25 protein-coding genes are annotated in these 23,842 nt (G+C 61.2%); 5 read left to right on the top strand and 20 right to left on the bottom strand.

Annotated features, from left to right (window positions below; all coding sequences use genetic code 11):
• Positions 1–14 precede the first annotated feature (14 nt).
• From AACT07_RS20205 to rph, 9 genes are all read right to left on the bottom strand, one after another.
• The gene (locus AACT07_RS20205; RefSeq protein ID WP_005339604.1) at positions 15–623 is read right to left on the bottom strand and encodes a thiol:disulfide interchange protein DsbA/DsbL; all 609 of its coding nucleotides are present in this window, start codon (positions 621–623) and stop codon (positions 15–17) included.
• A 137-nt stretch (positions 624–760) separates the two neighbouring features.
• A complete protein-coding gene (locus AACT07_RS20210) occupies positions 761–1,750 on the bottom strand; it encodes a serine/threonine protein kinase (protein ID WP_069529748.1) in 990 nt (329 codons plus the stop codon).
• Between the two features lie 74 nt (positions 1,751–1,824).
• Positions 1,825–3,276: a cytochrome c oxidase accessory protein CcoG gene (ccoG, locus tag AACT07_RS20215; protein WP_069529749.1), complete on the bottom strand. Its 1,452-nt coding sequence runs from the start codon at positions 3,274–3,276 to the stop codon at positions 1,825–1,827.
• Positions 3,277–3,431: 155 nt separating this feature from the next.
• The gene (locus AACT07_RS20220) at positions 3,432–3,695 is read right to left on the bottom strand and encodes a YihD family protein (RefSeq protein ID WP_005339598.1); all 264 of its coding nucleotides are present in this window, start codon (positions 3,693–3,695) and stop codon (positions 3,432–3,434) included.
• A 30-nt stretch (positions 3,696–3,725) separates the two neighbouring features.
• Positions 3,726–4,880 carry a GGDEF domain-containing protein gene (locus tag AACT07_RS20225; RefSeq protein WP_005339596.1) on the bottom strand — a complete coding sequence of 385 codons (1,155 nt, stop codon included), beginning with the start codon at positions 4,878–4,880 and terminating at the stop codon, positions 3,726–3,728.
• A gap of 127 nt (positions 4,881–5,007) precedes the next feature.
• On the bottom strand, positions 5,008–5,397 hold the full coding sequence (gene cueR / locus AACT07_RS20230) for a Cu(I)-responsive transcriptional regulator (RefSeq protein ID WP_005356117.1): 390 nt from the start codon (positions 5,395–5,397) through the stop codon (positions 5,008–5,010).
• Complete coding sequence (locus AACT07_RS20235) at positions 5,398–7,827, bottom strand: heavy metal translocating P-type ATPase (RefSeq protein ID WP_069529750.1); 2,430 nt, start codon at positions 7,825–7,827, stop codon at positions 5,398–5,400.
• A gap of 178 nt (positions 7,828–8,005) precedes the next feature.
• A complete protein-coding gene (gene pyrE / locus AACT07_RS20240) occupies positions 8,006–8,659 on the bottom strand; it encodes an orotate phosphoribosyltransferase (protein WP_010676102.1) in 654 nt (217 codons plus the stop codon).
• Positions 8,660–8,734: 75 nt separating this feature from the next.
• Positions 8,735–9,451 carry a ribonuclease PH gene (gene rph, locus AACT07_RS20245; protein ID WP_005339589.1) on the bottom strand — a complete coding sequence of 239 codons (717 nt, stop codon included), beginning with the start codon at positions 9,449–9,451 and terminating at the stop codon, positions 8,735–8,737.
• 147 nt (positions 9,452–9,598) lie between these two features.
• Here rph and AACT07_RS20250 point away from each other — a divergent pair, with 147 nt between their 5' ends.
• A complete protein-coding gene (locus tag AACT07_RS20250; RefSeq protein WP_042055361.1) occupies positions 9,599–10,462 on the top strand; it encodes a YicC/YloC family endoribonuclease in 864 nt (287 codons plus the stop codon).
• Positions 10,463–10,574: 112 nt separating this feature from the next.
• On the opposite strand, the gene AACT07_RS20255 is transcribed toward AACT07_RS20250, so the two are convergent.
• On the bottom strand, positions 10,575–11,480 hold the full coding sequence (locus AACT07_RS20255; protein ID WP_069529751.1) for a LysR substrate-binding domain-containing protein: 906 nt from the start codon (positions 11,478–11,480) through the stop codon (positions 10,575–10,577).
• A gap of 120 nt (positions 11,481–11,600) precedes the next feature.
• Between AACT07_RS20255 and AACT07_RS20260 the strand changes: the two genes are divergently transcribed.
• From AACT07_RS20260 to AACT07_RS20270, 3 genes are all read left to right on the top strand, one after another.
• Positions 11,601–12,728 carry an S-(hydroxymethyl)glutathione dehydrogenase/class III alcohol dehydrogenase gene (locus AACT07_RS20260; protein WP_069529752.1) on the top strand — a complete coding sequence of 376 codons (1,128 nt, stop codon included), beginning with the start codon at positions 11,601–11,603 and terminating at the stop codon, positions 12,726–12,728.
• A 48-nt stretch (positions 12,729–12,776) separates the two neighbouring features.
• Positions 12,777–13,613 (top strand): S-formylglutathione hydrolase, encoded by an 837-nt coding sequence (gene fghA / locus AACT07_RS20265; protein WP_069529753.1) that lies wholly within the window; start codon positions 12,777–12,779, stop codon positions 13,611–13,613.
• A gap of 186 nt (positions 13,614–13,799) precedes the next feature.
• Complete coding sequence (locus AACT07_RS20270; protein ID WP_083250024.1) at positions 13,800–14,729, top strand: LysR family transcriptional regulator; 930 nt, start codon at positions 13,800–13,802, stop codon at positions 14,727–14,729.
• Here the strand turns inward: AACT07_RS20270 and AACT07_RS20275 are convergent.
• The 7 genes from AACT07_RS20275 to AACT07_RS20305 form a co-directional block, all read right to left on the bottom strand.
• Positions 14,726–14,941: a hypothetical protein gene (locus tag AACT07_RS20275; RefSeq protein ID WP_033114723.1), complete on the bottom strand. Its 216-nt coding sequence runs from the start codon at positions 14,939–14,941 to the stop codon at positions 14,726–14,728. The genes AACT07_RS20270 and AACT07_RS20275 overlap by 4 nt on opposite strands.
• Positions 14,942–15,010: 69 nt before the next feature.
• On the bottom strand, positions 15,011–15,340 hold the full coding sequence (locus AACT07_RS20280; protein WP_069529754.1) for a hypothetical protein: 330 nt from the start codon (positions 15,338–15,340) through the stop codon (positions 15,011–15,013).
• A complete protein-coding gene (locus AACT07_RS20285) occupies positions 15,333–15,791 on the bottom strand; it encodes a DMT family transporter (RefSeq protein WP_069529755.1) in 459 nt (152 codons plus the stop codon). Before AACT07_RS20285 ends, AACT07_RS20280 begins: the two co-directional genes overlap by 8 nt.
• Positions 15,791–16,231 (bottom strand): DMT family transporter, encoded by a 441-nt coding sequence (locus tag AACT07_RS20290; protein ID WP_042010297.1) that lies wholly within the window; start codon positions 16,229–16,231, stop codon positions 15,791–15,793. Before AACT07_RS20290 ends, AACT07_RS20285 begins: the two co-directional genes overlap by 1 nt.
• A complete protein-coding gene (locus tag AACT07_RS20295; protein WP_069529756.1) occupies positions 16,228–16,743 on the bottom strand; it encodes a VOC family protein in 516 nt (171 codons plus the stop codon). Before AACT07_RS20295 ends, AACT07_RS20290 begins: the two co-directional genes overlap by 4 nt.
• Positions 16,743–17,108 carry a carboxymuconolactone decarboxylase family protein gene (locus AACT07_RS20300; protein ID WP_042079746.1) on the bottom strand — a complete coding sequence of 122 codons (366 nt, stop codon included), beginning with the start codon at positions 17,106–17,108 and terminating at the stop codon, positions 16,743–16,745. Before AACT07_RS20300 ends, AACT07_RS20295 begins: the two co-directional genes overlap by 1 nt.
• Before the next feature lie 197 nt (positions 17,109–17,305).
• On the bottom strand, positions 17,306–18,028 hold the full coding sequence (locus AACT07_RS20305; protein WP_069529757.1) for a head GIN domain-containing protein: 723 nt from the start codon (positions 18,026–18,028) through the stop codon (positions 17,306–17,308).
• A gap of 363 nt (positions 18,029–18,391) precedes the next feature.
• Between AACT07_RS20305 and ovoA the strand changes: the two genes are divergently transcribed.
• Complete coding sequence (ovoA, locus tag AACT07_RS20310; RefSeq protein WP_069529758.1) at positions 18,392–20,542, top strand: 5-histidylcysteine sulfoxide synthase; 2,151 nt, start codon at positions 18,392–18,394, stop codon at positions 20,540–20,542.
• Between the two features lie 79 nt (positions 20,543–20,621).
• On the opposite strand, the gene AACT07_RS20315 is transcribed toward ovoA, so the two are convergent.
• From AACT07_RS20315 to AACT07_RS20325, 3 genes are all read right to left on the bottom strand, one after another.
• On the bottom strand, positions 20,622–21,572 hold the full coding sequence (locus AACT07_RS20315) for a bile acid:sodium symporter family protein (protein ID WP_069529759.1): 951 nt from the start codon (positions 21,570–21,572) through the stop codon (positions 20,622–20,624).
• Between the two features lie 295 nt (positions 21,573–21,867).
• Positions 21,868–23,313 carry an amino acid permease gene (locus tag AACT07_RS20320; RefSeq protein ID WP_069529760.1) on the bottom strand — a complete coding sequence of 482 codons (1,446 nt, stop codon included), beginning with the start codon at positions 23,311–23,313 and terminating at the stop codon, positions 21,868–21,870.
• Positions 23,314–23,479: 166 nt separating this feature from the next.
• The gene (locus AACT07_RS20325) at positions 23,480–23,818 is read right to left on the bottom strand and encodes a tRNA-binding protein (protein ID WP_069529761.1); all 339 of its coding nucleotides are present in this window, start codon (positions 23,816–23,818) and stop codon (positions 23,480–23,482) included.
• Positions 23,819–23,842 lie beyond the last annotated feature (24 nt).

Here is a 23,842-nt window from a genome sequence, read left to right on the forward strand (position 1 = left end):
ACACTCAAGGGGTATCAGTCTTTCTTGGCCAGCAGGAACTGCACCAGCTTGTTGAACTGCTCTTGAGAGGTGATGGATTCAATCTTCACCATGTACTTGCCGTTCACCAGGAAGGCCGGTACACCGCGAATGTTGTAGCTCTCGGTGTTGCGATCGAACTGGGAGACCATACCGGAGACGGCGAAGCTGTCGACGGCACCGTCGAACTCTTCAGCCGGTACGCCGTTATCCACGAAGATCTTCTTCACATCGTCACGGCTCATCGGCGGCTGACGCTGGGTGTGGATCTTGGTAAAGATGGCCGGAGTCAGCTTGGCTTCGGCATTGAGCAGGCTGGCAACGGCATAGGCGCGCTGCATCTCGGGGCCCATCTCGCGGCCGAGGAAGGCAACCGGGTTCTTCTTGAGGGGCACACCCTCTGGCAACCCGGCCTTCAACTGTTCAACGATCGGTTCGAAGGTAGCGCAGTGCGGGCAGTAGTAGGAGAAAAACTCCATCACTTCCGGCTGGGCACTGCCAGTCTGTTTGACCACATCGTAGTTGACGCCTTCCTTGAACTCGGGGGCGGCGTGAACCATGGGGATCATCAGCATGGCAGCAAGGAAAAATAGAACTTTTTTCATGATGTTTCCTGTTAAGGGATCACTGTGAGGCACGCCCGGCGAACCGAAGCAGTGCCAAGCCTATTGTTTCGCCATGCTGACGTCAATGGTCAGGGCCGGAGATCGAGTCCCCCTTGCCGCACAAGATCCCTTCTATTTCACCAGTTTGGCATCAGGCTCAACGGTGGCGCCTTGAGTGCCTCCAGCTGATCGTGCAGTGTCGCTATCTGTTGACGCCAGTAGTGATCGGTATTGAACCAGGGGAAGTGACGGGGGAAGGCGGGATCTTCCCAGCGCCGTGCCAGCCACGCCATGTAGTGAACGATGCGCATCGCCCGCAGCGGCTCGATCAGCGCCAACTCCCGAGAGTCGAACTCCATAAACTCCTCGTAGCCCGCCAGCAGGGTGTCGAGCTGGATCTGCTGCTCGTGGCGCTCGCCGCTCAGCAGCATCCAGAGATCCTGAATCGCGGGGCCGGTGCGGCAATCATCGAGGTCGACAAACATGGGGCCATCGCGCCACAGGATGTTGCCCGGGTGGCAATCGCCATGCAGGGAGATCTGCGCCACATCCAGGGTCATGGCATCGCTGACATGTTTAATCAGCTCGTCCAGCACCCCGAAGAATTGCTTCGCCAGCCCGCTTGGCAGCCACTCGCCAGACGCCAGCAGCTGACGCGGTTCGTGCAGCATGCTCTCCACATCGAGCCGCACCCGATGATGAAACGGCTTGCTGGCGCCGATCTGATGAATGCGACCGAGGAAACGCCCCACCCACTCAAGCTGGTCGAGATTATCCACCTCGAACTGGCGGCCACCGACGCTCTGCCAGATGGCAAAGGGGTAGCCCTCGTGCTCCAGCAGGGTCTCGCCCTCGAAGGCGAGCGGTGCGGCGACCGGGATCTCCGCCTCTGCAAGGCGGGTGGCAAACTCGTGCTCCTCGAGGATCTGGGCCCGGCTCCAGCGGCCGGGACGGTAGAACTTCACCACATAGCGGCGACGATCCTCATCCTGAAACTGGTAGACCCGGTTTTCGTAGCTGTTGAGCTCGATAAGGCCGGAGTCGAGCCGCAGGCCACTGAGATCGAGCGCATCCATGATGAGGTCGGGATTGAGATCGGAATAGTTGAAACGCATGTCATCCACCATAAGAAAGGGGCGCCGTTGCGCCCCATTCTATCACTACTGCCCGCCATTGCCGTGCATGGCGGTAGGCCAGACCGTTACAACCGGCTGATAAACTTGCTGCCCTGGCGCAGGTTGCCCTTGCTGTCATCGGGCGCCGCCCCCTCCCGTTTCAGCACGAACTGGATATCCAGCGCCGGCCGTTTCAGGTTGTAGGGATCGACCGCCAGACTGACCGGCAGGGTGTAGATCTCGCCCGCCTTCAGGGTCACTTCACGGGGGCCGAACCACTGATACTCGGGCAAGCCCTCAACATCCAGCTGGTAGGTCTGGGACTGCAGGGTCTTGTTGAGGATCTTGAGGGTGTAGGTGTTCTCGATAAGCCCCTCGCTGTTTTCGCGGAACAGCTGGTTGCGATCCCGCAGGATATCGAGCCCCATCGGCATGATGGACATGGCATTGTAGACAAAGACCCCCAGCATCACCGCCATCACCAGCCCGTAGCCAATCAGCTTGGGCCGCGCCACATGGGTCGAGTCGTTGGCCAGCTTGTGCTCGGTGGTGTAACTGATGAGCCCTTTCGGGTAGCCCATCCGCTCCATGGTCTGGTCGCAGGCATCGACGCAGGCGCCGCAGTTGATGCACTCGTACTGCAGGCCGTCGCGGATGTCGATACCGGTCGGGCAGACCTGCACGCAGAGATCGCAATCGATACAGTCACCCAGCCCCATCGCCTTGGGATCCGCCTTGCGGGAGCGGGCACCACGGGTCTCGCCACGCTTGGTATCATAGCCGACGATGAAGGTGTCCTTGTCGAACATGGCGGACTGGAAGCGGGCATAGGGGCACATGTGGATACACATGATGGCGCGCATCCAGCCCGCGTTGCCGTAGGTGATGATGGTGAAGAAGATCACCCAGAACAGCACCCATCCGCTGGCCTGCAGGGTGAAGAGGTCCGGCACCAGTTCAGTCACATCCTGGAAGTAGGCGACGAAGGTCAGGCCGGTCACCAGCGAGATCACCAGCCAGGCCAGATGCTTGGCTCCCTTGCGGGCCAGCTTCTCGCCGCTCCAGGGCGCCTCGTCCAGCTTGCGCCGTTTGTTGGCGGGCCCTTCCAGCTTCTCTTCAAACCAGATGAACATGAAGGTCCAGACCGTCTGCGGGCAGAGATAGCCACACCAGACCCGACCGAGGAAGGTGGTGATAAAGAAGAGTCCGAAGGCGGCGATCATGAAGAGCCAGGCGAGCAGGGTCAGATCCTGCGGCCAGATGGTGGCGCCAAAGATATGGAACTGCTGGTGACCGAGGTCGAACAGCACCGCCTGTCGCCCATCGTAACGCAGCCAGGGCAGCAGCACGAACAGCGCCACAAAGAACCAGCCCATGGCCTTGCGCATCCGCTGCCAATACCCTTTCTGGGCCCGCACATAGATGCGGTTGCCCGGGTTGAATCTGTCGTCGCTGGCTTTGAACGTATTGGGGTTGAAGGTCCCGGTTACGCCCTTGTCGGTGACGTCCTTGATATCGATTTTATCGTGGTCGGCCATTGCAAGACATCGCTCCCTTATTTGTTATGGAGCGGATTATATCTTAAACAGCATGCTAATTGTGTGGATTAGATGTATCTAATATTGGGGTTGGATCGCAATTTTCGGCAACAAAAAAGCGCATCACCCCGAGGTGATGCGCTTCCGCTAAAGATTCACTTGATTCCGCGTGCCTTGAGCAGTGCCTCTTTGAAATCGGGCACATGATCCTTGGCCAGACCGGGGATCATCGCCTGCTTGTCGGATTCCCGCATCTTGAGGTGATAGATCAGCATGTCGTCGGTCAGCTCGGACAGAGGCCCTTCAAATCCCGCTTCTTGGGCCAGTTTGGCAACAAACTGCACCAGGCTGAGATCCTGTTCCTTGATCCAGGCAGGCTGCAACAACTCCAGCAGCTCTTCGATACGATGACATTGCATAGACAACCTCTTTAATCTGTCACGTTAAATTCAGGCAACCTTACCCATCAAGGCTACTTCGATTCGATCCCGCCCATTATGCTTGGCCTGATAGAGTGCCGCATCCGCTTTTTGGATCAAATCGGCGATTTTCATGCTGTTGTCCGGTATCAGTGTCGCAACACCAAAACTACATGTGACCCGACCGGAGACCAGTGACTTCTGGTGCGGGATGGCCAGCTCCTTGAGCGCCTGCCGCACATTGTCCGCCACCTGCAGTGCCCCCTGCATGCCGGTGCAGGGCAGCAGCAAGGCAAACTCTTCGCCACCGTAACGGGCCGCCAGATCATCCTCGCGCCGCTCCACCTCGGCCAGCAGGCCAGCCACCTGTTGCAGGCAGTCATCCCCCAGCTGATGGCCGTAAAGATCGTTGAACTGCTTGAAGTAATCCACATCCACCAGCACCAGCGACAACGGCGCGCGGGCGCGATGGCAGCGCCGCCAGGCCCGCTCCAGAGAGTCGTCGAGATGGGCGCGGTTGGCGATGCCGGTCAGGCCGTCGAGGCGAGAGGTGAGGCGCAAATGCTCGGAGACAGCCTTCAGTTCGGCAACCAGTTCGGCGTTGGAGAAACGGTGGTGGAGCGAGGCGATCTGATCCCGCCGCATCCGGCGCAACAGGGTCGGCAGAAAGACAAACAGATAGCCCGCCAGCATGCAGGAGACAATCCGCTCCTGCTCGTTACCGTTGCCCAGCTCGAACAGCATCGCCATGCCCAGCGGCAGAGCGGAACCATAGAGGGTGCGGCGGCTGCCAAACAGCATGATGGCGCTGCCGGTAAGAATGAGGCTGGAGAGCATCATCATGGCGGCCCGATAGGTATCGGGCAACTTGTCCATGTAGAGCAGCACCCCGAGGGCCCAGATGATGGAGGTGATGGTGGCTCCGATAAAGAGTTCCCGCTCCAGCACCGGCAACGGTGTCTGGTGCAGGCGGGCTCGGCGCCAGCGCAGGTGCCAGCCCCGACCAAGCAGCCACAGAAAAGTGCCTGCCAGCCAACCGAGCGCTTCGATAGCGGGTAGATAGTCGTGAAACAGCAGACTCCAGCCAAATGCCAACACGCCCAAACAGGGGAGACTGAACGATGCATGGGTATAGAGCTGGGCCATGATGGCCTGCTTAACCTGGCGTGTCACACTCTGGGTCAACTGAGTACTCCTGTACAAGAGCCGAGCAGTCTACCATTACCCCCTGACCCGCAACAATAAAGCGCCGCTTATTAAGAAGTTAATCAATCAATAACGATTTCTTCTGCGCTGGCAGGTGAGTCCTTGCTCACCCCTTCTCCAATTCATCGAGGATCGGGCACTCGGGATTTTCATCCCCGTGGCAGCAGCAAACCAACCCTTCCAGGGAGGTAAGCATGGCCTGCAACCCGGCGATGCGGGCGCGCAGATCGACGATCTTCTCCTGCGCCAGCTTCTTCACCTGGGCGCTGGTTCTGTGTTCGTCCCGATAGAGCGCCAGCAGCTCCTGACACTCCTCCAGATTGAAGCCGGTCTCCCGCGCACGCTTGACGAAACGCAGCTCCCGCAGCGCCCCCTCGGTGTAACTGCGATAGCCGTTGTCACTGCGTACCGGGGCTGTGATGAGGCCAATGCTCTCGTAATAACGGATGGTCTTGGCGGTCAGCCCAGTGGCCTTGGCAACCTTGCTGATGTTCATTTATGCCTCCTTACTGATCGGGTTGGATGCTGGCCCGTGCGCCGCCCTGGGCTGCCAGCGTTTCAATAACAGGGAATTGCTCAAAACGGTAATGCTGCTCAGGGCCATGGCCGCCCCCGCTAACTCGGGGCTGAGGTAGCCCAGTGCCGCCAGCGGAATACCGATGATATTGAACACGAAGGCCCAGAACAGATTCTGCTGTATGGTGCGCCAGGTGGCCGCCGAGATATCGATGGCATCGGCCACCAGCCGCGGATTAGAGCGCATAAGGGTGATGGAAGCGGTCTCCATCGCCACGTCGGAGCCGGAGCCCATGGCGATACCGACGTCCGCCGCCGCCAGCGCCGGGGCATCGTTCACCCCGTCCCCCACCATGGCCACCAGCCCGCGGGTTTGCGCCCGCAGCGCCTCCACTTTCTCCACCTTGCCCGCTGGCAGCACGGAGTCAAAGGCCCCATCCAGCCCCAGCTTGGCGGCGATATGGGCCACCGGCGCCGGTGCATCGCCACTCACCAGCCAGCTGGCGATACCGCGCTGGCGCAGGGTGGCGATGGCTTCCGGACTCTCGGGGCGCAGGGTATCGGCCAGCGCCGCTATGCCGGCCACCACGCCGTCGATGGCCACCCAAACCCGGGTCGCGCCATCGGCGGGTTGTTGCTCCTGTAGTGTCACTTCAATGCCGAGCTGGGCCAGCAGGGATCCATTGCCGATAGCGACTGTGTGACCCGCTACCTGACCGACAATACCGGCACCGACCCGCACCTCGACCGCGTCGGGCTGAGGCAGTGCCACCCCGCTGCCGACCGCCTCGCGCATGGCCAGCGCCAGCGGGTGTTCGCTCGCCTGCTGCAGGGCGGCAGCGAGGAGCAGTTGCTCGTCATTGCCGCTCCAGCTGGCCAGCACAGGCTTGCCCTGAGTGAGCGTGCCGGTCTTGTCGAAGATCAGCGCCTTGATGGCGTGGGCCTTCTGCAGGGTATCCACATCCTTGATCAGAATGCCGTGGCGCGCCGCGACGCCAGTGCCGGTGACGATGGCCGCCGGTGTGGCCAGCCCCAGCGCACAGGGGCAGGCGATCACCAGCACCGCCACCGCTGCCAGCAGCGCCTGACCGAAGTCGTTGCTGATGGCGTACCACACCAGCAGGGTGAACAGGGCTATGGCCATCACCACCGGTACGAACACGGCGGAGACCTTGTCCACCAGTTGCTGCAGCGGGGCCTTGCCCATCTGGGCGCTCTCCACCAGCGCGATGATCTTGCTGATGCTGGAATCCTCCCCCACGGTAGTGGCTTCGATCTCCAGCACGCCGGAGCGGTTGATGGCGCCGCCCAGCACCTTGTCGCCCGCACTGCGCGGCACCGGCAGACTCTCCCCGGTGAGGATCGACTCGTCCAGCTCGCTGGCGCCGCTCAAGATTTTGCCGTCCACCGGCACCCGCTCACCCACCAGCACCCGCAGCCGATCGCCACGCAGCACCTCGTCGATGGCGACACTCTGCCAGCTCTCGCCACGCCAGACGGTGGCAGTTTCCGGTCGCAGCGCCATCAGTTCGCGAATGGCGGACTGGGTGCTGCGTCTGGCCCGTGCCTCCAGCAACTTGCCGAGAGAAATCAGGGTGATGATGATGGCGCTCGCTTCGAAATAGAGCTTGCCGCTGGCTGCCATCCCCAGCGTCAACAACAGATGGAGGCTGTAGAAGTAGGCGGCGCTGGTGCCGGTTGCCACCAGCACATCCATATTGGCTGCGCGGTTCTTGATGGCGAGCCAGGCGCCGCGATAGAAGCGGGCCCCGATCCAGAACTGCACCGGGGTGGCGAGCAGCAGCTCGAGCCAGGCGGGCAGATGCCAGGGGAACAGTCCAGCCATGGCCAGCATCCCCACCAGCAGCGGCAAGGTGAGCAAAGCCGAGATGATGACCCGGGTCTGCGCCTGACGGGCTGTGGCGGCCTCCTGCGCTTCCCGCTCCAGCAACTGCTGGCGGCGGCCGCTGGCCGAACCCTGTGCCAGTTGGGCGCCAAAGCCAAGCGCCTCGATCTGCTCGCGCAAAGCGGCTGGCGTCTGCATCCCGGGGACCAGCACGATGCGGGCCTGTTCGATAGAGAAATTGACCTCGGCCGAGATAACGCCGGGCAGCGCGGCCAGCATCTTGTTCAACCGAGCCGAACAACCGGCACAAGTCATGCCGGTAATTTGAAATAAAAAGGTCTCGCTGCCGTAGTCGTAACCCTGACTCTTGATGCTGTCGAGCACCGCAGGCAGGCGATCGGGGCTGGCCAGCTCGATGGCCGCCTGCTCCAGCGCGAAGTTGACTGTGGCCTCGACCCCTTCAAGCTTGTTGAGGGCGGTCGTGATGCGGCCTGCGCAGTTGGCGCAGCTCATGCCGCTGAGCGGCAACTGCAGATGAATGGGTGATTGAAGATGAGTGGTCATGTTGTTCCTCCCCGGAACCCGTCGGCACCACAAAACGCCGACGGGCAAACCCTAACCTTTACTGTAAGGGCAAGCTCAAGCCACATGATCCACTTTTTGCAGATGAAAAAACGGCGCCCGTTTGCTGCCAGAGAGCAAACGGGCGCCGCATTCAGCTATTGCGCGGTGTGAGCTGAACTCAGATACCGTACTGAGCGCGGTAAGCCTTCATGGCCGCCAGTTGCGCTGCCAGCTCCGGCTGTTCGGCCTGCTTCTCTTCCAGATACTGGATCAAGTCGCTCATCTGGATGATGGCGATGATGTGAGCGCCATAGTCACGCTCCACCTCCTGAATGGCGGAGAGCTCGCCCTTGCCCTTCTCCTGACGGTCCAGCGCGATCAGCACACCCGCCAGCGAGGCGCCGTTGGCCTGGATAAGATCCATGGATTCGCGGATGGCAGTACCGGCGGTGATGACGTCATCCACCAGCATGATGCGTCCCTTGAGCGGGCTGCCCACCAGATTGCCGCCCTCGCCGTGATCCTTGGCCTCCTTGCGGTTGAAGCACCAGGGCACGTCCACATCGTGCTGCTCCACCAGCTGTACGGCAGTGGCGGAGGCGATGGGGATCCCCTTGTAGGCCGGGCCAAACAGCACATCAAACTCGATACCGGCATCCATCAGAGCGGCGGCATAGAAGCGGCCGAGACGGGCCAGATCGCGGCCGCTGTTGAACAGACCGGCGTTGAAGAAGTAGGGGCTTTTACGACCGGATTTCAGGGTAAATTCACCGAATTTGAGGACCTGTTTCTCCAGGGCGAACTCGATAAATTGACGCTGGTAGGCTTTCATTCTGGCTCCTTGCTTGGCTTGTCGTTGTCTTGTGTGGGGGTATAAAAAAACGCGGTCAATGCCGCGTTTTTAAAATTATGAAAGTGACTGCTTTTGCAGCGCAATGATGTCGGCGATGCCGCCCTTGGCGAGCGCCAGCATCTCCAGCAGCTCTTCATGGGTGAAGGGTTCGGCCTCCGCGGTGCCCTGCACCTCGATGATGCGACCATCTTCGGTCATCACCACGTTCATGTCGGTCTCGGCGGCGGAGTCTTCGATGTACTCCAGATCGCAGATGGCTTCGCCCTGATACATGCCGACGGAGACGGCGGCGATCATCTGCTTGAGCGGGCTCTGCTTGATCATGCCCTTCTCGACCATCCAGTTCAGCGCATCCACCAGCGCCACGCAGGCACCGGTAATGGAAGCGGTGCGAGTACCGCCATCGGCTTGCAGCACGTCACAGTCAACGGTGATGGAGTGCTCGCCCAGCGCAGTCAGGTCTACCGCGGCGCGCAGGGAGCGGGCGATCAGACGGGAGATCTCCAGAGTACGGCCACTCTGCTTGCCGGAGGCCGCTTCGCGGTTCATCCGGGAGTGGGTGGAGCGCGGCAGCATGCCGTATTCGGCGGTGACCCAGCCCTGATTCTTCCCTTTCAGGAAGCGCGGCACGCTGGTGTCGACGCTGGCGGTGCAGAGCACGCGAGTGTTACCGAACTCCACCAGCACTGAGCCTTCTGCATGTTTGGTGAAATTGCGGGTAATGGTAACCGGGCGAAGTTGCGCGGCACTGCGATCGCTTGGACGTGACATGGAACGGACCTCTGGGCTGGCTCAAATTGGCGGGGGATTATAAGTGATCCCGCCCCAAATATCAGCCGCTAAAACCACGGCATCGGCTGACGAGCAGGGCCGGGCTGAGTATACTGGCCGCACACTTCATCAAGCCCGGAACAATCAATGATTCACAGCATGACCGCCTACGCCCGCAAGGAATTCAAGGGCGACTGGGGCACAGCCGTTTGGGAAATTCGTTCGGTCAACCAGCGCTATCTGGAAACCTACATTCGCCTGCCGGAGCAACTGCGCAGCCTGGAACCGGTTCTGCGTGAGCGTTTCCGCGCCAAGCTGCAGCGCGGCAAAGTGGAGTGCAACCTGCGTTTCGAAGCCGCTCAGGCCGCTGCCAGCCAGCTGCACATCAATGAAGAGCTGGCCAAGCTCATCATCGACAGCGCCAACTGGGTAATGAAAGAGGCGGGTCAGGGCCAACTCAATCCGGTCGATGTACTGCGTTGGCCGGGCGTCATGGCTGCCGCCGAGCAGGACATGGACGCGGTCGCCACCGAGCTGCTCGGCGGGTTTGACCAGACCATGGAAGATTTTCTCGCCTCCCGCGCCAGCGAAGGGGCCAACCTCAAGGCGCTGATCGAACAGCGTCTGGCCGGTATTCAGGTGGAAGTGAAGAAGGTGCGCGTCCACCTGCCGCAGATCATCGAATGGCAGCGCCAGAAGCTCACCGACCGTCTGGCCGAAGCCAAGGTGGAGCTGGATCCTGCCCGCATCGAGCAGGAGATCGTGCTGCTGGCCCAGAAGATCGATGTGGCCGAAGAGCTGGATCGTCTGGAGATGCACATCAGCGAGACCAACAAGATCATGAAGAAGGGTGGCGCCTGCGGCCGTCGTCTCGACTTTATGATGCAGGAGTTCAACCGCGAGTCGAACACGCTTGGCTCCAAGTCCATCAACGCCGAAGTGACCCAGTCCGCCGTCGAGCTGAAGGTCCTCATCGAGCAGATGCGCGAGCAGATCCAGAACATCGAGTGATGGGTCACTGACCATCCGGTTGTTACCTGCAAAAGAGCCCTTGATTCCTCAAGGGCTCTCTTATTTTCAGGCCATGAGATTTCCACCAGTGAGCCAACGAGCGAGAGAAGCCCTAGCCTATCGGCATCACCAGTGCCGGTTGGTGAGGGTCGCTCAGCCGCTCGGCCAGATAGTCCACCAGCAGCCGCACCTTGGGGGAGAGGTGGCGGTTATGGGGATAGAGGGCCCAGATCCCCTCCGCCGGCGCTCGCAGTTCCGGCAGCAGTTCGATCAGCTCCCCCCGGGCCAGATGGTCGCTGACGTAGTAGTCCGGCAGCTGGATGATGCCAATCCCCTTGAGCGCCGCATCCAGCAGGGCGTGGCCGCTGTTGCACTGCAACAGGCCGTGCACCCGCACGCTGTGGGGGCGACCATCCAGGGTGAAGTGCCACTCGTCACTGTTGCCCACCAGACAGGTGTGGCGAGTCAGCTCGGAGAGGCTGTTGGGCATGCCGTGACGGGCTGTGTAAGCCGGTGAGGCGCAGACATAGGGCACCCGCTGTGCCAGCTTGCGCGCCACCAGCGTCGAATCCTTGAGATGGCCGAGCCGCAGCGCCAGATCGTAGCCTTCGTGCACCAGATCCAGCAGCTGGTTGGTGAGGTTGAGGGTCACCTCCAGCTGGGGGAAGCGCACTATGAAGTCGTTCACCAGCGGAGCAATGCGGCTCTCGCCGTAGGAGACGGGGGCCGTAATGCGCAGCGACCCTTGCGGCACCGCCTGATGGCGCCCCACCGCCAGCTCCGCCTCGTAGAGGTTGTCCAGCAGCTGACGACAGTGGCGATAGTAGATCTCGCCGAGCTCGGTGAGTCGCACCTGACGGGTGGTGCGCAGCAGCAGCTTGGCCTGCAGCCTGTCCTCCAGCTGTGCCACCTGACGGCTGACTTGCGCCACCGACACTCCCAGCTTGCGCGCAGCCGGGGTAAAGCCCCCCTGCTCCGCCACGCTGACAAATTCACAGATCCCTTCCCAGCCGAACATTATTACCTGTGTGTAAAAGTGATTTGAGATTTGCCCTCATTATCACCAAATCGGCGGGAAACTACACTGACTGTCCGAACTCATCTCTGTTCACCCTGCTCAACAAGAAGGATGTCATTCATGACACAGGTTCAAAGCATCAAGTGTAAAGCCGCCATCGCCTGGGGCCCGGGTCAGCCCCTCTCCATCGAAGAAGTAGAAGTCATGCCACCCCAAGCGGGCGAGGTGCGGGTGCGCATCGTCGCGACCGGCGTTTGCCACACCGATGCCTTCACCCTCTCCGGTGAAGATCCGGAAGGGGTCTTCCCCTGCATTCTCGGCCACGAGGGAGGCGGCATCGTCGAATCGGTCGGCGAAGGGGTCACCAGCGTCAAGGTGGGGGATCACGTGATCCCGCTCTACACCCCCGAGTGCGGCGAGTGCAAGTTCTGCAAATCCGGCAAGACCAACCTCTGCCAGAAGATCCGCGCCACTCAGGGTAAGGGGCTGATGCCGGACTGCACCACCCGCTTCTCGAAAGATGGCCAGCCCATCTATCACTACATGGGCACCTCCACCTTCAGCGAATACACGGTACTGCCGGAGATCTCCATCGCCAAGGTGGACCCGGCCGCCCCGCTGGAAGAGGTCTGTCTGCTCGGTTGTGGCGTCACCACCGGCATCGGCGCCGTGATGAACACCGCCAAGGTGAAAGAGGGTGAGAGCGTCGCCATCTTCGGTCTGGGGGGCATCGGCCTCTCGGCGGTGATCGGGGCTCGTCTGGCCAAGGCCGGTCGCATCATCGCCATCGACATCAACGAGAGCAAGTTCGAGCTGGCCCGCAAGCTGGGCGCCACCGACTGCATCAACCCGAACGACTACGACAAACCGATTCAGGAGGTGATCGTCGAGCTGACCGACGGCGGCGTCGACTTCTCCTTCGAGTGCATCGGCAACGTCAAGGTAATGCGTGCGGCGCTGGAGTGCTGCCACAAGGGCTGGGGCGAGTCGGTCATCATCGGCGTCGCCGGAGCGGGTCAGGAGATCAGCACCCGTCCGTTCCAGCTGGTGACCGGTCGGGTCTGGCGCGGCAGCGCCTTCGGCGGGGTACGCGGTCGCAGCGAGCTGCCGGGCTATGTGCAGCGCTACATGCAGGGTGAGTTCCGCCTCGATGACTTCATCACCCACACCATGGGGCTTGAGCAGATCAACGAGGCGTTCGAGTTGATGCACCAAGGCAAGAGCATCCGCACCGTCATCCACTACTGAGCATGATCGTCCCGCCCGCCATCGTGGGCGGGGTGCAGGAGTCCTTCGATGAATCTGGAGATTATCAGCAGCAACAAGAGCTTCGGCGGCTGGCACAAGCGTTATCGCCACCACGCCAGCGTGCTCGGCTGCGAGATGAATTTTGCCATCTATCTGCCGCCTCAGGCCCTCACCGGCCAGAAGGTGCCCGTACTCTACTGGCTCAGCGGCCTCACCTGCACCGATGAGAACTTCATGCAGAAGGCGGGGGCCCAGCGTATCGCCGCCGAGCTGGGCATAGCACTGGTAGCGCCGGACACCAGCCCCCGCGGCGATGGCGTAGCGGACGATCCCGGTTATGACCTCGGCATGGGAGCCGGCTTTTACGTCAATGCCAGCCAGAGCCCCTGGCAGGCACACTACCAGATGTATGACTACGTTACCCGCGAGCTGCCCGACTTGATAGAGACCCACTTCCCGGTCTCGACCCGCCGCGCCATCAGCGGCCACTCCATGGGCGGTCACGGTGCGCTGATCGCCGCGCTACGGGAGCCCGGTCGCTACCGCTCGGTCTCGGCGTTCAGCCCGATCTGCCACCCTAGCCGCAGCCCCTGGGGCCAGAAGGCGCTCGGCGCCTACCTCGGCAGCAATCCGCTGTTGTGGCAGGAGTGGGATGCCTGCCAGCTGCTGCGCCACCAGCCGGTCACGCCGCTACCAACCTTGGTGGATGTGGGGCTGGATGATCCCTTCCTCGCCGAGCAGCTGCATATCGACGCGCTGGCTGAGGTGGCGGCCAGCAAGGAGTGGCCGCTGGAGCTCAACCGCCATGAGGGCTATGACCACAGCTACTACTTCGTGGCGAGCTTTATCGAGGCGCACCTGCGCTTTCACGCCCGCCACCTCTGATCAACACAGGCCCGTGACGGGCCTGTTTCAGTTGGTGTTGTGGTGATCGGACAAGATCCGCCTTACTGCTCGTGGTAACGGCATGCCAGAGCAGAGCATCAGTGGCAGCTGCCTCCGCATGATACCGGCTTGCCCTGGCCAAGGTCGGCCGATTACCCTTGAGGATTGCGATGGAGGAGGAATCCCGTGAACTACGACGTTTCGTTGTTGGAGATAAAGCTGTTTCTGATGACCACCCGGTTTGGCAGCTTTTCAGATGTGGCGCGTCGGCAGGATATGACCCCTTCGTCCGTCTCGCGCAAGATGGCGCAGTTGGAGGAGAAGGTGGGCTCCAAACTGCTGCACCGCCATACCCGCTCCATCTCCCTCACCGAGGAGGGGGTCGCTTTTGCCAAACAGTGCGCCGAGATCCTCCAGCAGTATGAGCGGGTGGTTGGCCAGATCGAGCAACGGGCGGATACCCCGAGAGGCACCATCCGGATCAGCGCGCCGGTCGCCTTTGGCCGGCTGCACATTGCCCCCTATCTGACCGAGCTGCTGGAGCGCTACCCCCTGCTCAAGGTCGAGTTGCAGCAGACGGATCACTATGTCGATCCGGCGGCCGAGTCGATCGACCTGCTGATCCGCATCGGGATCTCGCAAGACTCCTCCCTGCGAATGAAGCAGTTTGGCCAGCAGCACTACGTGATGGCGGCAAGCCCCGACTACCTCAATCGCCATGGCGAACCGGCCAGTCCGGATGAGCTGGTGCAGCACAACTGTCTGGTCTTCAAGGGGAGCAACGGCCTGCAACGCTGGTTCATCGGCCAGGAGCAGCTGCAACCCTATGAGGTGAGCGGCACCCTCTACAGCAACAATGCCGATACTCTGGTTGCAGGCGCGGTGGCGGGTGCCGGGATTGTGGTGTTCCCCACCTGGCTCATCGGCGAGGAGCTGAAAACCGGGCGGCTCAAGCCGATCATGACCCGGTTCACCGTCTCCACCAGCGTGGAGCAGCAGGTGATCAGCGCGCTCTATCTGGAGACCGACCAGCTCGCCGCCAAAGTGAGGGTGGTGATCGATTTTCTGGCGGAAAAATATGGCTCTCCCTGCTACTGGGATGCCAGACAGGTTTAGCCAGACAGCCTGCCGGTCAGCTTGTGCAGCGCCGGCAGCAAGACAAAGACGGCGCAGGCCACGATCACGCTGTCGATGAGCAACACTGCGACTGGTGCGGCGGGGTCGAGCTGCCATCTCGCCAGCAGCGGCGCCATCCAGCGCGGGATCAGCAGTGTCAGCGGAAAGATGATGGCCAGCACGTGCAAGTATTCGCCAAGCTGTTTTTTCATAAAGCCTCTGATGTTGTGGCAGCCAAGCCAGTGGCAAGAGTGGTATCCCCTTCACCACTGGCGAGCCGGCTACAGCGTGGTGATGTCCCGGGTGCAGATAAAGTGGGCATCCGTGGCAAAGGTTTCGAATTGACGGATCACCTGCTGCATCTGCGCACTCTGGATCTCCTGCAGAAATTGCGTCTCCGACTCGATGCGGATCACTTCGAAGTAGTCCCACGGCGACGCACTCTGCTGCCCCAGCATCTTCAGCCCCTTGAACACCTCGAACGAGGTGACGCTGTTGAGCCGGTTCACGGTGGGCAGATCGACCTCCCGTGCCCACGCCAGATAATCCGCCTCGTTCGTCCCCGGTTTCAGATTGAAAAAGACCATCAGGGTTGTTGCCTGTTCACTCATTTACTTGTTCCTGTTGTCGGTTCGCCAGATAGATGCAGAGCAGCGCCGCAGCGACGGCCATCATGGCGGCATGGCGCCAGTAGTTGAGGGGGATGGGGGCATTGCCCAGCCAGCCCATGGTATCGATCACCAGACTCATCACCATCTGGCCCAGAATGGTGGCCACAGTGGCGATGGCGACCCCTACCCGTGGAATGGCCGCGACCATCACCACCATGTAGACAATGCCGAACAGGGCACCGGCCAGCTGCCACTTCGGCACGCTGAGCAGGGTCGCCTGATAGGGCGGCTCAAAGAAGAAGATCAGCAGGGCGGTCACCACAGTGCCCATGGTGAAGGTGAGCAGCGAACTCTGCACCACTCCAACCCGCGATCCCAACTGACCATTGATCGCCGCCTGGGCGCTGAGCGCCATGCCGGAGACGATGGCCAACACGATAATCAGCACCATCAGTTTGCTCCCAGATAGGTAAACAGCAGCGCCAGCGCGATGCAGCCAAGTGCCACCAGCCGCAGGGGACGGGTTGCCCGTTTCGGCATGCCAAACCAGCCGAAGTAGTCGATGGCAAAGCTCTTGGTCACCTGCCCCAGCAGGACGCAGATCATCGTCATCGCTACCCCCAGCATGGGGGTCGAGAGAGTGAGTGCCACCACATAGACGGGGCCGAGCAAGCCACCGATCAGCTGCCATTTCGGCACCCCATGCCACCCTGTGGATGTCCCCCGTACCGTGAAGAAACGGATCAGCCAGAGCAGTGCAGCCCCCACGCCGAAGATGCTCAGGGTGGCCCACAGATGGCCCACCTGTTCACCAAGCGGGCCCAGCAGGCCCGCTTCGAAGGAGAGGCCCATGCCGGCCATCACGATGAGCAAAACCGGGAGCGCGTTCATCGTGGATCAAACAGGGCGACGGGTGATTGACGGCTATAGGCCTTGCCCTGCGGATAGGAGACCAGCTCCAGTTGCATGCCCCATGGCGCAAGAAAATAGACCCAGGACTCCCCTGCAGTCGGCCCCTCCGTCATGCAGGTCGGCTCGCCCAGCACGGCGATCCCCCGCTCCTTCAGGTAAGCCACTGCCGCCGCCATGTCATCCACATAGAAGGCGAGATGATGGCCACCGATATCGGCGTTGTTGGGAGCCTTGAGGTTGCGCTCTATATTGCTGGCGTACTCGAAGATCTCCAGATTGATCCCTTTGGCACTCATCACCGCAATGCGGGTGATCTCGGCGCGGGCATTCACGTTGAGGTGCTCCGCCATCCAGTTGTCACTCGCCACAAAGGGCCCGAACTCATAGGCCAGCTCGAAATCGAAGTGGTCGCGAAAGAAGGCGATAGCCTCTGCCAGATTGGGCACGGTAAAACCGATATGATCCGGCTTTTTCAGTCCTGGAATGGCCATCAGATATCCCCCCGCTCGTGGCGCAATTTGTTGAGCGCCCCCATGGTGGTCGCTCCCTTGTTGAAGCCGGTATAGACGGATGCAAAGACGATCAGCTCTTCAAGCTCCTGCCAGGTCGCCCCCTGCTTGAGTGCCATATCGACATGAGCTGCGAAGGGGTTGCCTTCACCGCTGACGTTGAGGGCCATCTGGTCGATGGCGATGGTGATGAGCGCCTTGCTCTTCTGGTCGAGCAGCGGCATGCCCCAGGCTTCGCCGGCCACGCGGACCGCCATGTCGCCCCAGGTCGGGTGGATGGATTTGAGCCCGCTGACCAGAGCCTGATCATCGAGCACGGCATTTGCAAAAGGTAATGATGTAGTCATCAGTGACGCCTCAGTAGTTGATTAGTTCGCCGTAGCGGATGAGGCGCATTATTAGGGAGCGGGATGTATTGAAAAACCGGCGGGCCGGAACATCACTTATGCAGGATTTGCACAAATGGCACGGGGAGTCGCGCCATGTTGGAAAAAACAAAACAGGCCCGTTGCGGGCCTGTTTCAGTTGTGGTGATCGGTTGATATCAGCTGCCCGCGCGGGTCACCCCGCCGGAGCCTGCGATCTGCTGCTCCACCTTGGGATCGCCCCAGTAGGCGATGTTGCCTGAGCCGGCGATGCCGACTTTCAGCGTCTCCTGGGCCCGCACCGCCACATCACCGCTGCCGGCGATATTGACCTCTACCTCGTTGCCGCGCATCTCGCTCCCGAGCACGTCGCCAGCACCAGCAATGTTCAGCTCGATGGCCTGCGCCGAACCGCTGCCCAGCTCCAGACTGCCGGTGCCAGCGATATTCCCTTCCAGCCGTTTCAGCTCCAGCTGACTGGCGACGATGTCACCGGTGCCGGCCACTGACAGCACCAGCTCATCCCCCTTGAAGCCGCTCAGATCGCCGTTGCCGGTCCCGGCCAATGCCAGTTCGTTCAACACAGGCAAGGTGATGGTCAGCTCCAGCGGCTCGGTAGGATCGAGCCGGTAACCCTCCTTCACCTCGATCTCCAGCTTGTCGCCGCTCTCGGTCAGCTCCAGATAGGGCAGCAGGTTCTCCTGCCCCTTGATGAGGATACCGCGCGGCTCCCCCGCAACCAGATGGAGGGTGGCAGGCACCCCCGCCAGCACCCGGGTCACCCCGTCACCAAGCACCTGCTGGCGCTCGACCACAGCCCCCGCGCCAGTCACTCTGGTCTGATCCAGCCAGTGACAACCACTGAGCCCCGCCATCAACATGACAACCATCATCCATTTCATCGCTACTCTCCTCCTTATGTGTTGGCCATCCAGGGCCAATTGGTTTTCATGCTCTGCAAAGCGTGAGCCAAAAAATAACATGATGATTCAAAAGGAAATAACCATTTACACCAGAACAGACAGAAGAATTTAGAGAGCCATTTAGACCATATTTTGGTGAAAATAACCATTCTCGAACGGATATGATTGCGGCTGATTGGCGGGTCGTCCTGCCGGTCACTATGCTGACAGCCCGTGGAAGTTTTTAATTGCCCTGCCGGTCTGTTGAGCCAATAGTGGTACTTCGTGCGTACCAAGCTCTCCATTGCGGTAATGTCATTACCACTGTCTTGTCAGTCTTCACTGCCAACAAGGAGTCAGAGCGTGACCCAAGCAAGCCCTCTCTATTCCACTGCCACCGGTCTGCCGGAGCAGACTCGCACCCCGCTGCTGACCGGCAGCGATCCCGAGCAGAAACGGCGCGAGCTGCTCACCTACTTTTGCCAGACCTTCGATCTCTACAATTCGCTGTTCGACTGTCTGGCCGATGAGCGGGCCTGGTTCAACAAGGCGATCCCGCTGCGCCATCCGCTCATCTTCTACTACGGCCACACCGCCGCCTTCTTTATCAACAAGCTGCTGGCGGCACGCCTGATCGATCAGCGGATGGATGCCCGCATCGAGGCCATGGTCGCCATCGGGGTGGACGAGATGAGCTGGGACGATCTGGACGAGACCCACTACGACTGGCCCAAGGTCAGCGAGCTGCGCAGCTATCGAGCCAGAGTCCGTACACTGGTGTGCGACTTCATCCGGCAGATGCCGCTCACCCTGCCCATCGACTGGCAGAGCCCAGCCTGGGTGATCCTGATGGGGATAGAGCACGAGCGCATCCACCTCGAGACCTCCAGTGTGCTGATCCGCCAGCTGCCGCTCGCCTGGGTGCGGCCGCAGCCTTATTGGCCCGCCTGCACTGAAGCCCGCCACCACATTGATCAGGTGCCCGCCAACAACCTGCTGCCGGTGGCCGGCGGCAAGGTGCGCCTTGGCAAGCGGGACGCCACCTACGGCTGGGACAACGAATATGGCGAGCGCCAGATCGAGCTGGCCCCGTTTCAGGCCAGCCGCATGCTGGTGAGCAATGCCGAGTACCTCGCCTTCGTCCAGGCGGGCGGCTACGGCCAGCAACAGTGGTGGGATGAGGAGGGATGGGGCTGGTGCCAGTACGCCAAGGCGCAGATGCCCACCTTCTGGGTGGGTAATCCTGCCGAGCCCGGGCAATTGCAGCTGCGGCTGATGACCGAGCAGGTCGCCATGCCCTGGGACTGGCCGGTCGAGGTGAATCAGCTGGAGGCGGCCGCCTTCTGCCGCTGGAAGGCGGCCCAGACTGGACTCCCCATCCAGCTGCCGAGCGAGGCGGAATGGATGCTGCTGCGCGAGCAAGTTCCCGGCGATCAGCCGGACTGGACACAGGCCCCCGGCAATATCAATCTGGCCCGTTTTGCCTCCTCCTGCCCGGTGGATGCCTGCCCGCAAGGGGAGTTCTTCGATCTGGTGGGCAATGTCTGGCAGTGGACCAGCACCGCCATCGATGGCTTCGACGGCTTTAAAATCCACCCGCTCTACGACGACTTCTCCACCCCCACCTTTGATGGCAAGCACACCCTGATCAAGGGTGGCAGCTGGATCAGCACGGGTAACGAAGCGCTCAAATCATCCCGTTACGCCTTCCGGCGTCACTTCTTCCAGCATGCGGGTTTCCGCTATCTGGTCTCCCGTTATCAGGAACCCGTTATCGTGAATCCCTATGAAACCGACACGCTCGTCGCTCAGTACCTCGACTTCCAGTACGGTCCGAGCCACTTCGGGGTAGCCAACTACGCCAAAACGCTTGCTGATCTTGCTGGCGAGCTGTGCAGCAACCACCAGCGGGCGCTGGATATCGGCTGTGCCACCGGCCGCGCCAGCTTCGAACTGGCTCGCCACTTCCAGCATGTGGACGGGGTCGACTACTCGGCCCGCTTCATCGATGTGGCGCTGGCCCTCGCCAGCCAGGACAGCTTCCGCTACGCCATTCCGCTGGAGGGTGAACTGGTGGAGTATTGCGAGGCGCGCCTGTCGAGCCACGGGCTGGGGGCAAGTCAGGCTGAGCGCATCCACTTCAGTCAGGGGGATGCCTGCAACCTCAAGCCCAAATATGACCACTACGATCTGGTGCTCGCCTCCAACTTGATCGACCGGCTGCGGGAGCCCGCCCGCTTCCTGCGGGATATCGCCCCGCGGCTGCGCAGCGGTGGCCTGCTGGTGCTCACCAGCCCCTATACCTGGCTAGCGGAATATACCCCCCCCGCCAACTGGCTCGGCGGCATTCGCGAAAACGGCGAGGCGCTCACCACCTATCAGGCGCTGCAACGGCTGCTGGCGGCGGAGTTCGAGGAGCACTGCCCGCCGCGGGATGTGCCCTTCGTCATCCGCGAGACCGCCCGCAAATATCAGCACACGGTGGCGCAGCTGACCGTCTGGCGCAAACGCTAGCACGCCGGTCGACATGCAGATGAAAAGAGGGAGGCCAACGGGCCTCCCTCTTGTTATGGCAATAAAAATGGCGCGAGTATCAATGCCCCTGCTCATGATAGCGGCGGGCCAGCACGGCGCAGACCATCAGCTGGATCTGGTGGAAGATCATCAGCGGCAGCACCATGACACCGACGCTGGCCGCCGGGAACATGACGTTGGCCATCGGCACCCCGTTGGCGAGGCTCTTCTTGGAGCCGCAGAAGACGATGGTGATCTCGTCCGCCTTGTCGAAGCCGAGGCGACGGCTGATCCAGACGTTCCAGCAGAGCACCAGCGCCAGCAAGACGCAGCTCAGCAGTACGATACTGGCCAGATCGTACCAGCCTACTTGATGCCAAATCCCCTGCACCACCGCCTCGCTGAAGGCGACGTAGACCACCAGCAGGATGGAGCTCTGATCCAGCTTGCCGATGAGCGGACGGTGGCTGTCGACCCAGCGGCCGATCAGCGGGCGCGACAGGTGGCCCACCACAAACGGCAGCATCAGCTGCATCATGATGGACTGAATGGAGTGCCAGGTGTCGCTCCCCTCCCCCTGTACGTGGATCATCATCCCCACCAGCACCGGCGAGAGGAAGATGCCGAGGATACTGGAGGCCGAGGCGCTGCACACCGCCGCCGACACATTGCCCCCCGCCATCGAGGTAAAGGCGATAGCCGACTGCACGGTGGCAGGCAGGGCGCAGAGATAGAGGAAGCCGAGGTAGATGGCCGGGCTCAGCCAGCTCGGTACCAGCGGCGTGAGCAACAGCCCCAGCAGCGGAAACAGCACGAAGGTGCTGAGCATCACCACCAGATGAAGCCGCCAGTGACCGAGGCCCGCCAACAGGTTCTGGCGCGACAACTTGGCGCCATGCATGAAGAACAAGAGCGCCACTGCCAGCTTGGTCAGCAGACCGAACCAGACGGCCACCTGCCCCTCGCAGGGAAAGAGGGAGGCCAGGGTGACCACCGCAATCAGCACAACAGTAAAGGGATCCAGACGCACGAAAGGTCTCCATCAGAAGGGCATCCTGCTGCCGTGACGGCAGTCAGGATTGGGGAGGACAAGAAACAGAGCGGGAGATGTCTGGCACCTCCCGCTAAAACGAACCTCCAGCTTACCCCGATAACGGAGAGGCGCAAAGTTGAGCGGCGAATAATTGTTCATCAATGCTTAACGCCTTCGCTATATCGAGTAGCAAAAGTTGACGATAAACCGGCCCTGACAGCTCCCAAACGGTTAAAAATGGATAAAAAAACGGGCGACAAAGGCCGCCCGTTCCGCTTTTTCGCTCAGCCGATCAGCGCTGGCTGGCCAGCGTGCCGTTGCCGGTTTTCTTCTCATTGCCGACGAGCTTGCGGGCCTGCCGCTTCTCGAAGCGGGAGATCCACCAGTAGGCCAGCGCCGAGAAGACCGCGGTCATAAAGACGTTGATGAAGAAGGCGCGCACCAGATCCACCCCACTCGGGAAGGCGGAGGCGCTCATGCTCACCACGAAGATGGTGATCAGCACCGACACCACCGCCATGCCGAACTTGCGCGACCCCATGCGGAAGTCGCGGGGGGTATCGTCATGTTTCCAGCGGAACACGAAGTAGGCCACCATGATGAAGATCGGCGGCAGCATGGCTGTGCCGGCGGTGAGGTTGATGGCGGTGTTCATCATCTGCTGCACCGACTCGGAGCCGAAGCCGTTGACCACCAGCATCGCGAACACGAAGACAAACTGCCACCAGGCGGCGCGCACCGGCACGCCGTGCTCGTTGAGCTGGGTGGTCTTCTCGCCGTAAACCCCCTGCGGGATCTCGGAGAAGTGGATCTTCACCGGCGCCGAGGTCCACATCATCATGGAACCAAACATGGCGATAAACAGCACCACGCCGACGAAGCGGCCCACCAGCGCTTCGGAGAGCCCGAAGTACTGGGCCATGCCGGTGAAGATCTCCACCATGCCGCCGGCATAGGTGAGGCTCTCGCGCGGTACGAACACGTTCACCAAAAGGGAACCGACCGCATACATGGCACCGATGACGATACCCGCACTGATGATCACCTTGATGAAGGACTTCTGGCCCCCCTTCACATCGTTGAGGTAGGCCGCCGCGGTTTCGGCACCGCCCGCCGCCTGGAAGATCCAGCACATGATACCCAGCGTCGCCCAGTTGACGGTGGGAGTCATCGCCGCCAGGGTGATGGGCTGGGCCGGCACATGATCGCCACTCAGAGCCATCAGGGCACCCAGCACATAGATGGCGAACAGGGCAAACACCCCATAGGCCACGATCTCGGCAATTTTGCCGAGCCAGCTCGCCCCCTTGGTGGAGATATGGGTCGCCGCCGCAAACAGCACGATGGAGATGATCGAAGTGACCATGGGCGAGAAGCTGTACTCATAGCCCAGCATGGCGTAGGAGGCGTAGGCAATGACGTTGGGCAGCAGGGAGACGAACCAGAACAGGTTCACGAACCAGTAGAGAAACGAGCCCAGATAGGCCATCCGGGTGCCGAGCGGTTTTTTCAGCCAGTCGTACATCCCCGACTCGGAGTTTTTGTTGGCCGAGACGAACTCGGCAATGATGAAAACGAACGGAATGAAGTAGACGATGGTCGCCAGCAGGAAGATGGGGGCGGAGCTGAGCCCAAGCTCGATGTTGTTGTTGACGATGTTGCGCACGTTGAACACGGCGGCAAAGGTCATCGACAACAGGGCAAACTTGCCTATGGTGCCGCGTACGGATTCAGACATGGTGTCCTCCAGTGGACTCGCGCTCCCTGCGGGGAGCGCTGTGACTCTGTGATGTGTTCGGCAAGGGTCTGTCGGCCCTGCGCTTTACTCTCTTGTTATGATCGGGCCGCGTGGACGACCTCGTTGGTGAACCGGTGCAGTCTCCCGCACCGGCTCGCAATACCGTTCAGACGATCGGGGTGCCCGGCGCCATCGGCCCCCGCGGCTGCAACAGCACGCTCTGGCTCTCGTCCGGGGTCTCGGCGCAGAGCAACATGCACTCGGAGCGCTCGCCGCGCATCCTGGTGGGCTTGAGGTTGGTCAGCACCACCACCTCGCTGCCCATCAGCTCATCTTCGCTGTAGTAAGGCACCAGACTGGTGACGGTCTGCAGCGGCCGCTCGCCACCCACGTCGATCTGGACGATGTAGAGTTTGTCGGCCCCGGGGTGGCGCACCACCTCCAGCACCTTGCCCACCTTCATCTCGACCCGTTTGAATTCGGCAAACTCGATCGTCTCGCTCATGCTCTTTTCCTTTTCTGGTTCAAC

The sequence above is a fragment of the Aeromonas sp. ANP5 genome (assembly GCF_963870295.1).
GTDB classification, from domain to species: domain Bacteria; phylum Pseudomonadota; class Gammaproteobacteria; order Enterobacterales; family Aeromonadaceae; genus Aeromonas; species Aeromonas veronii.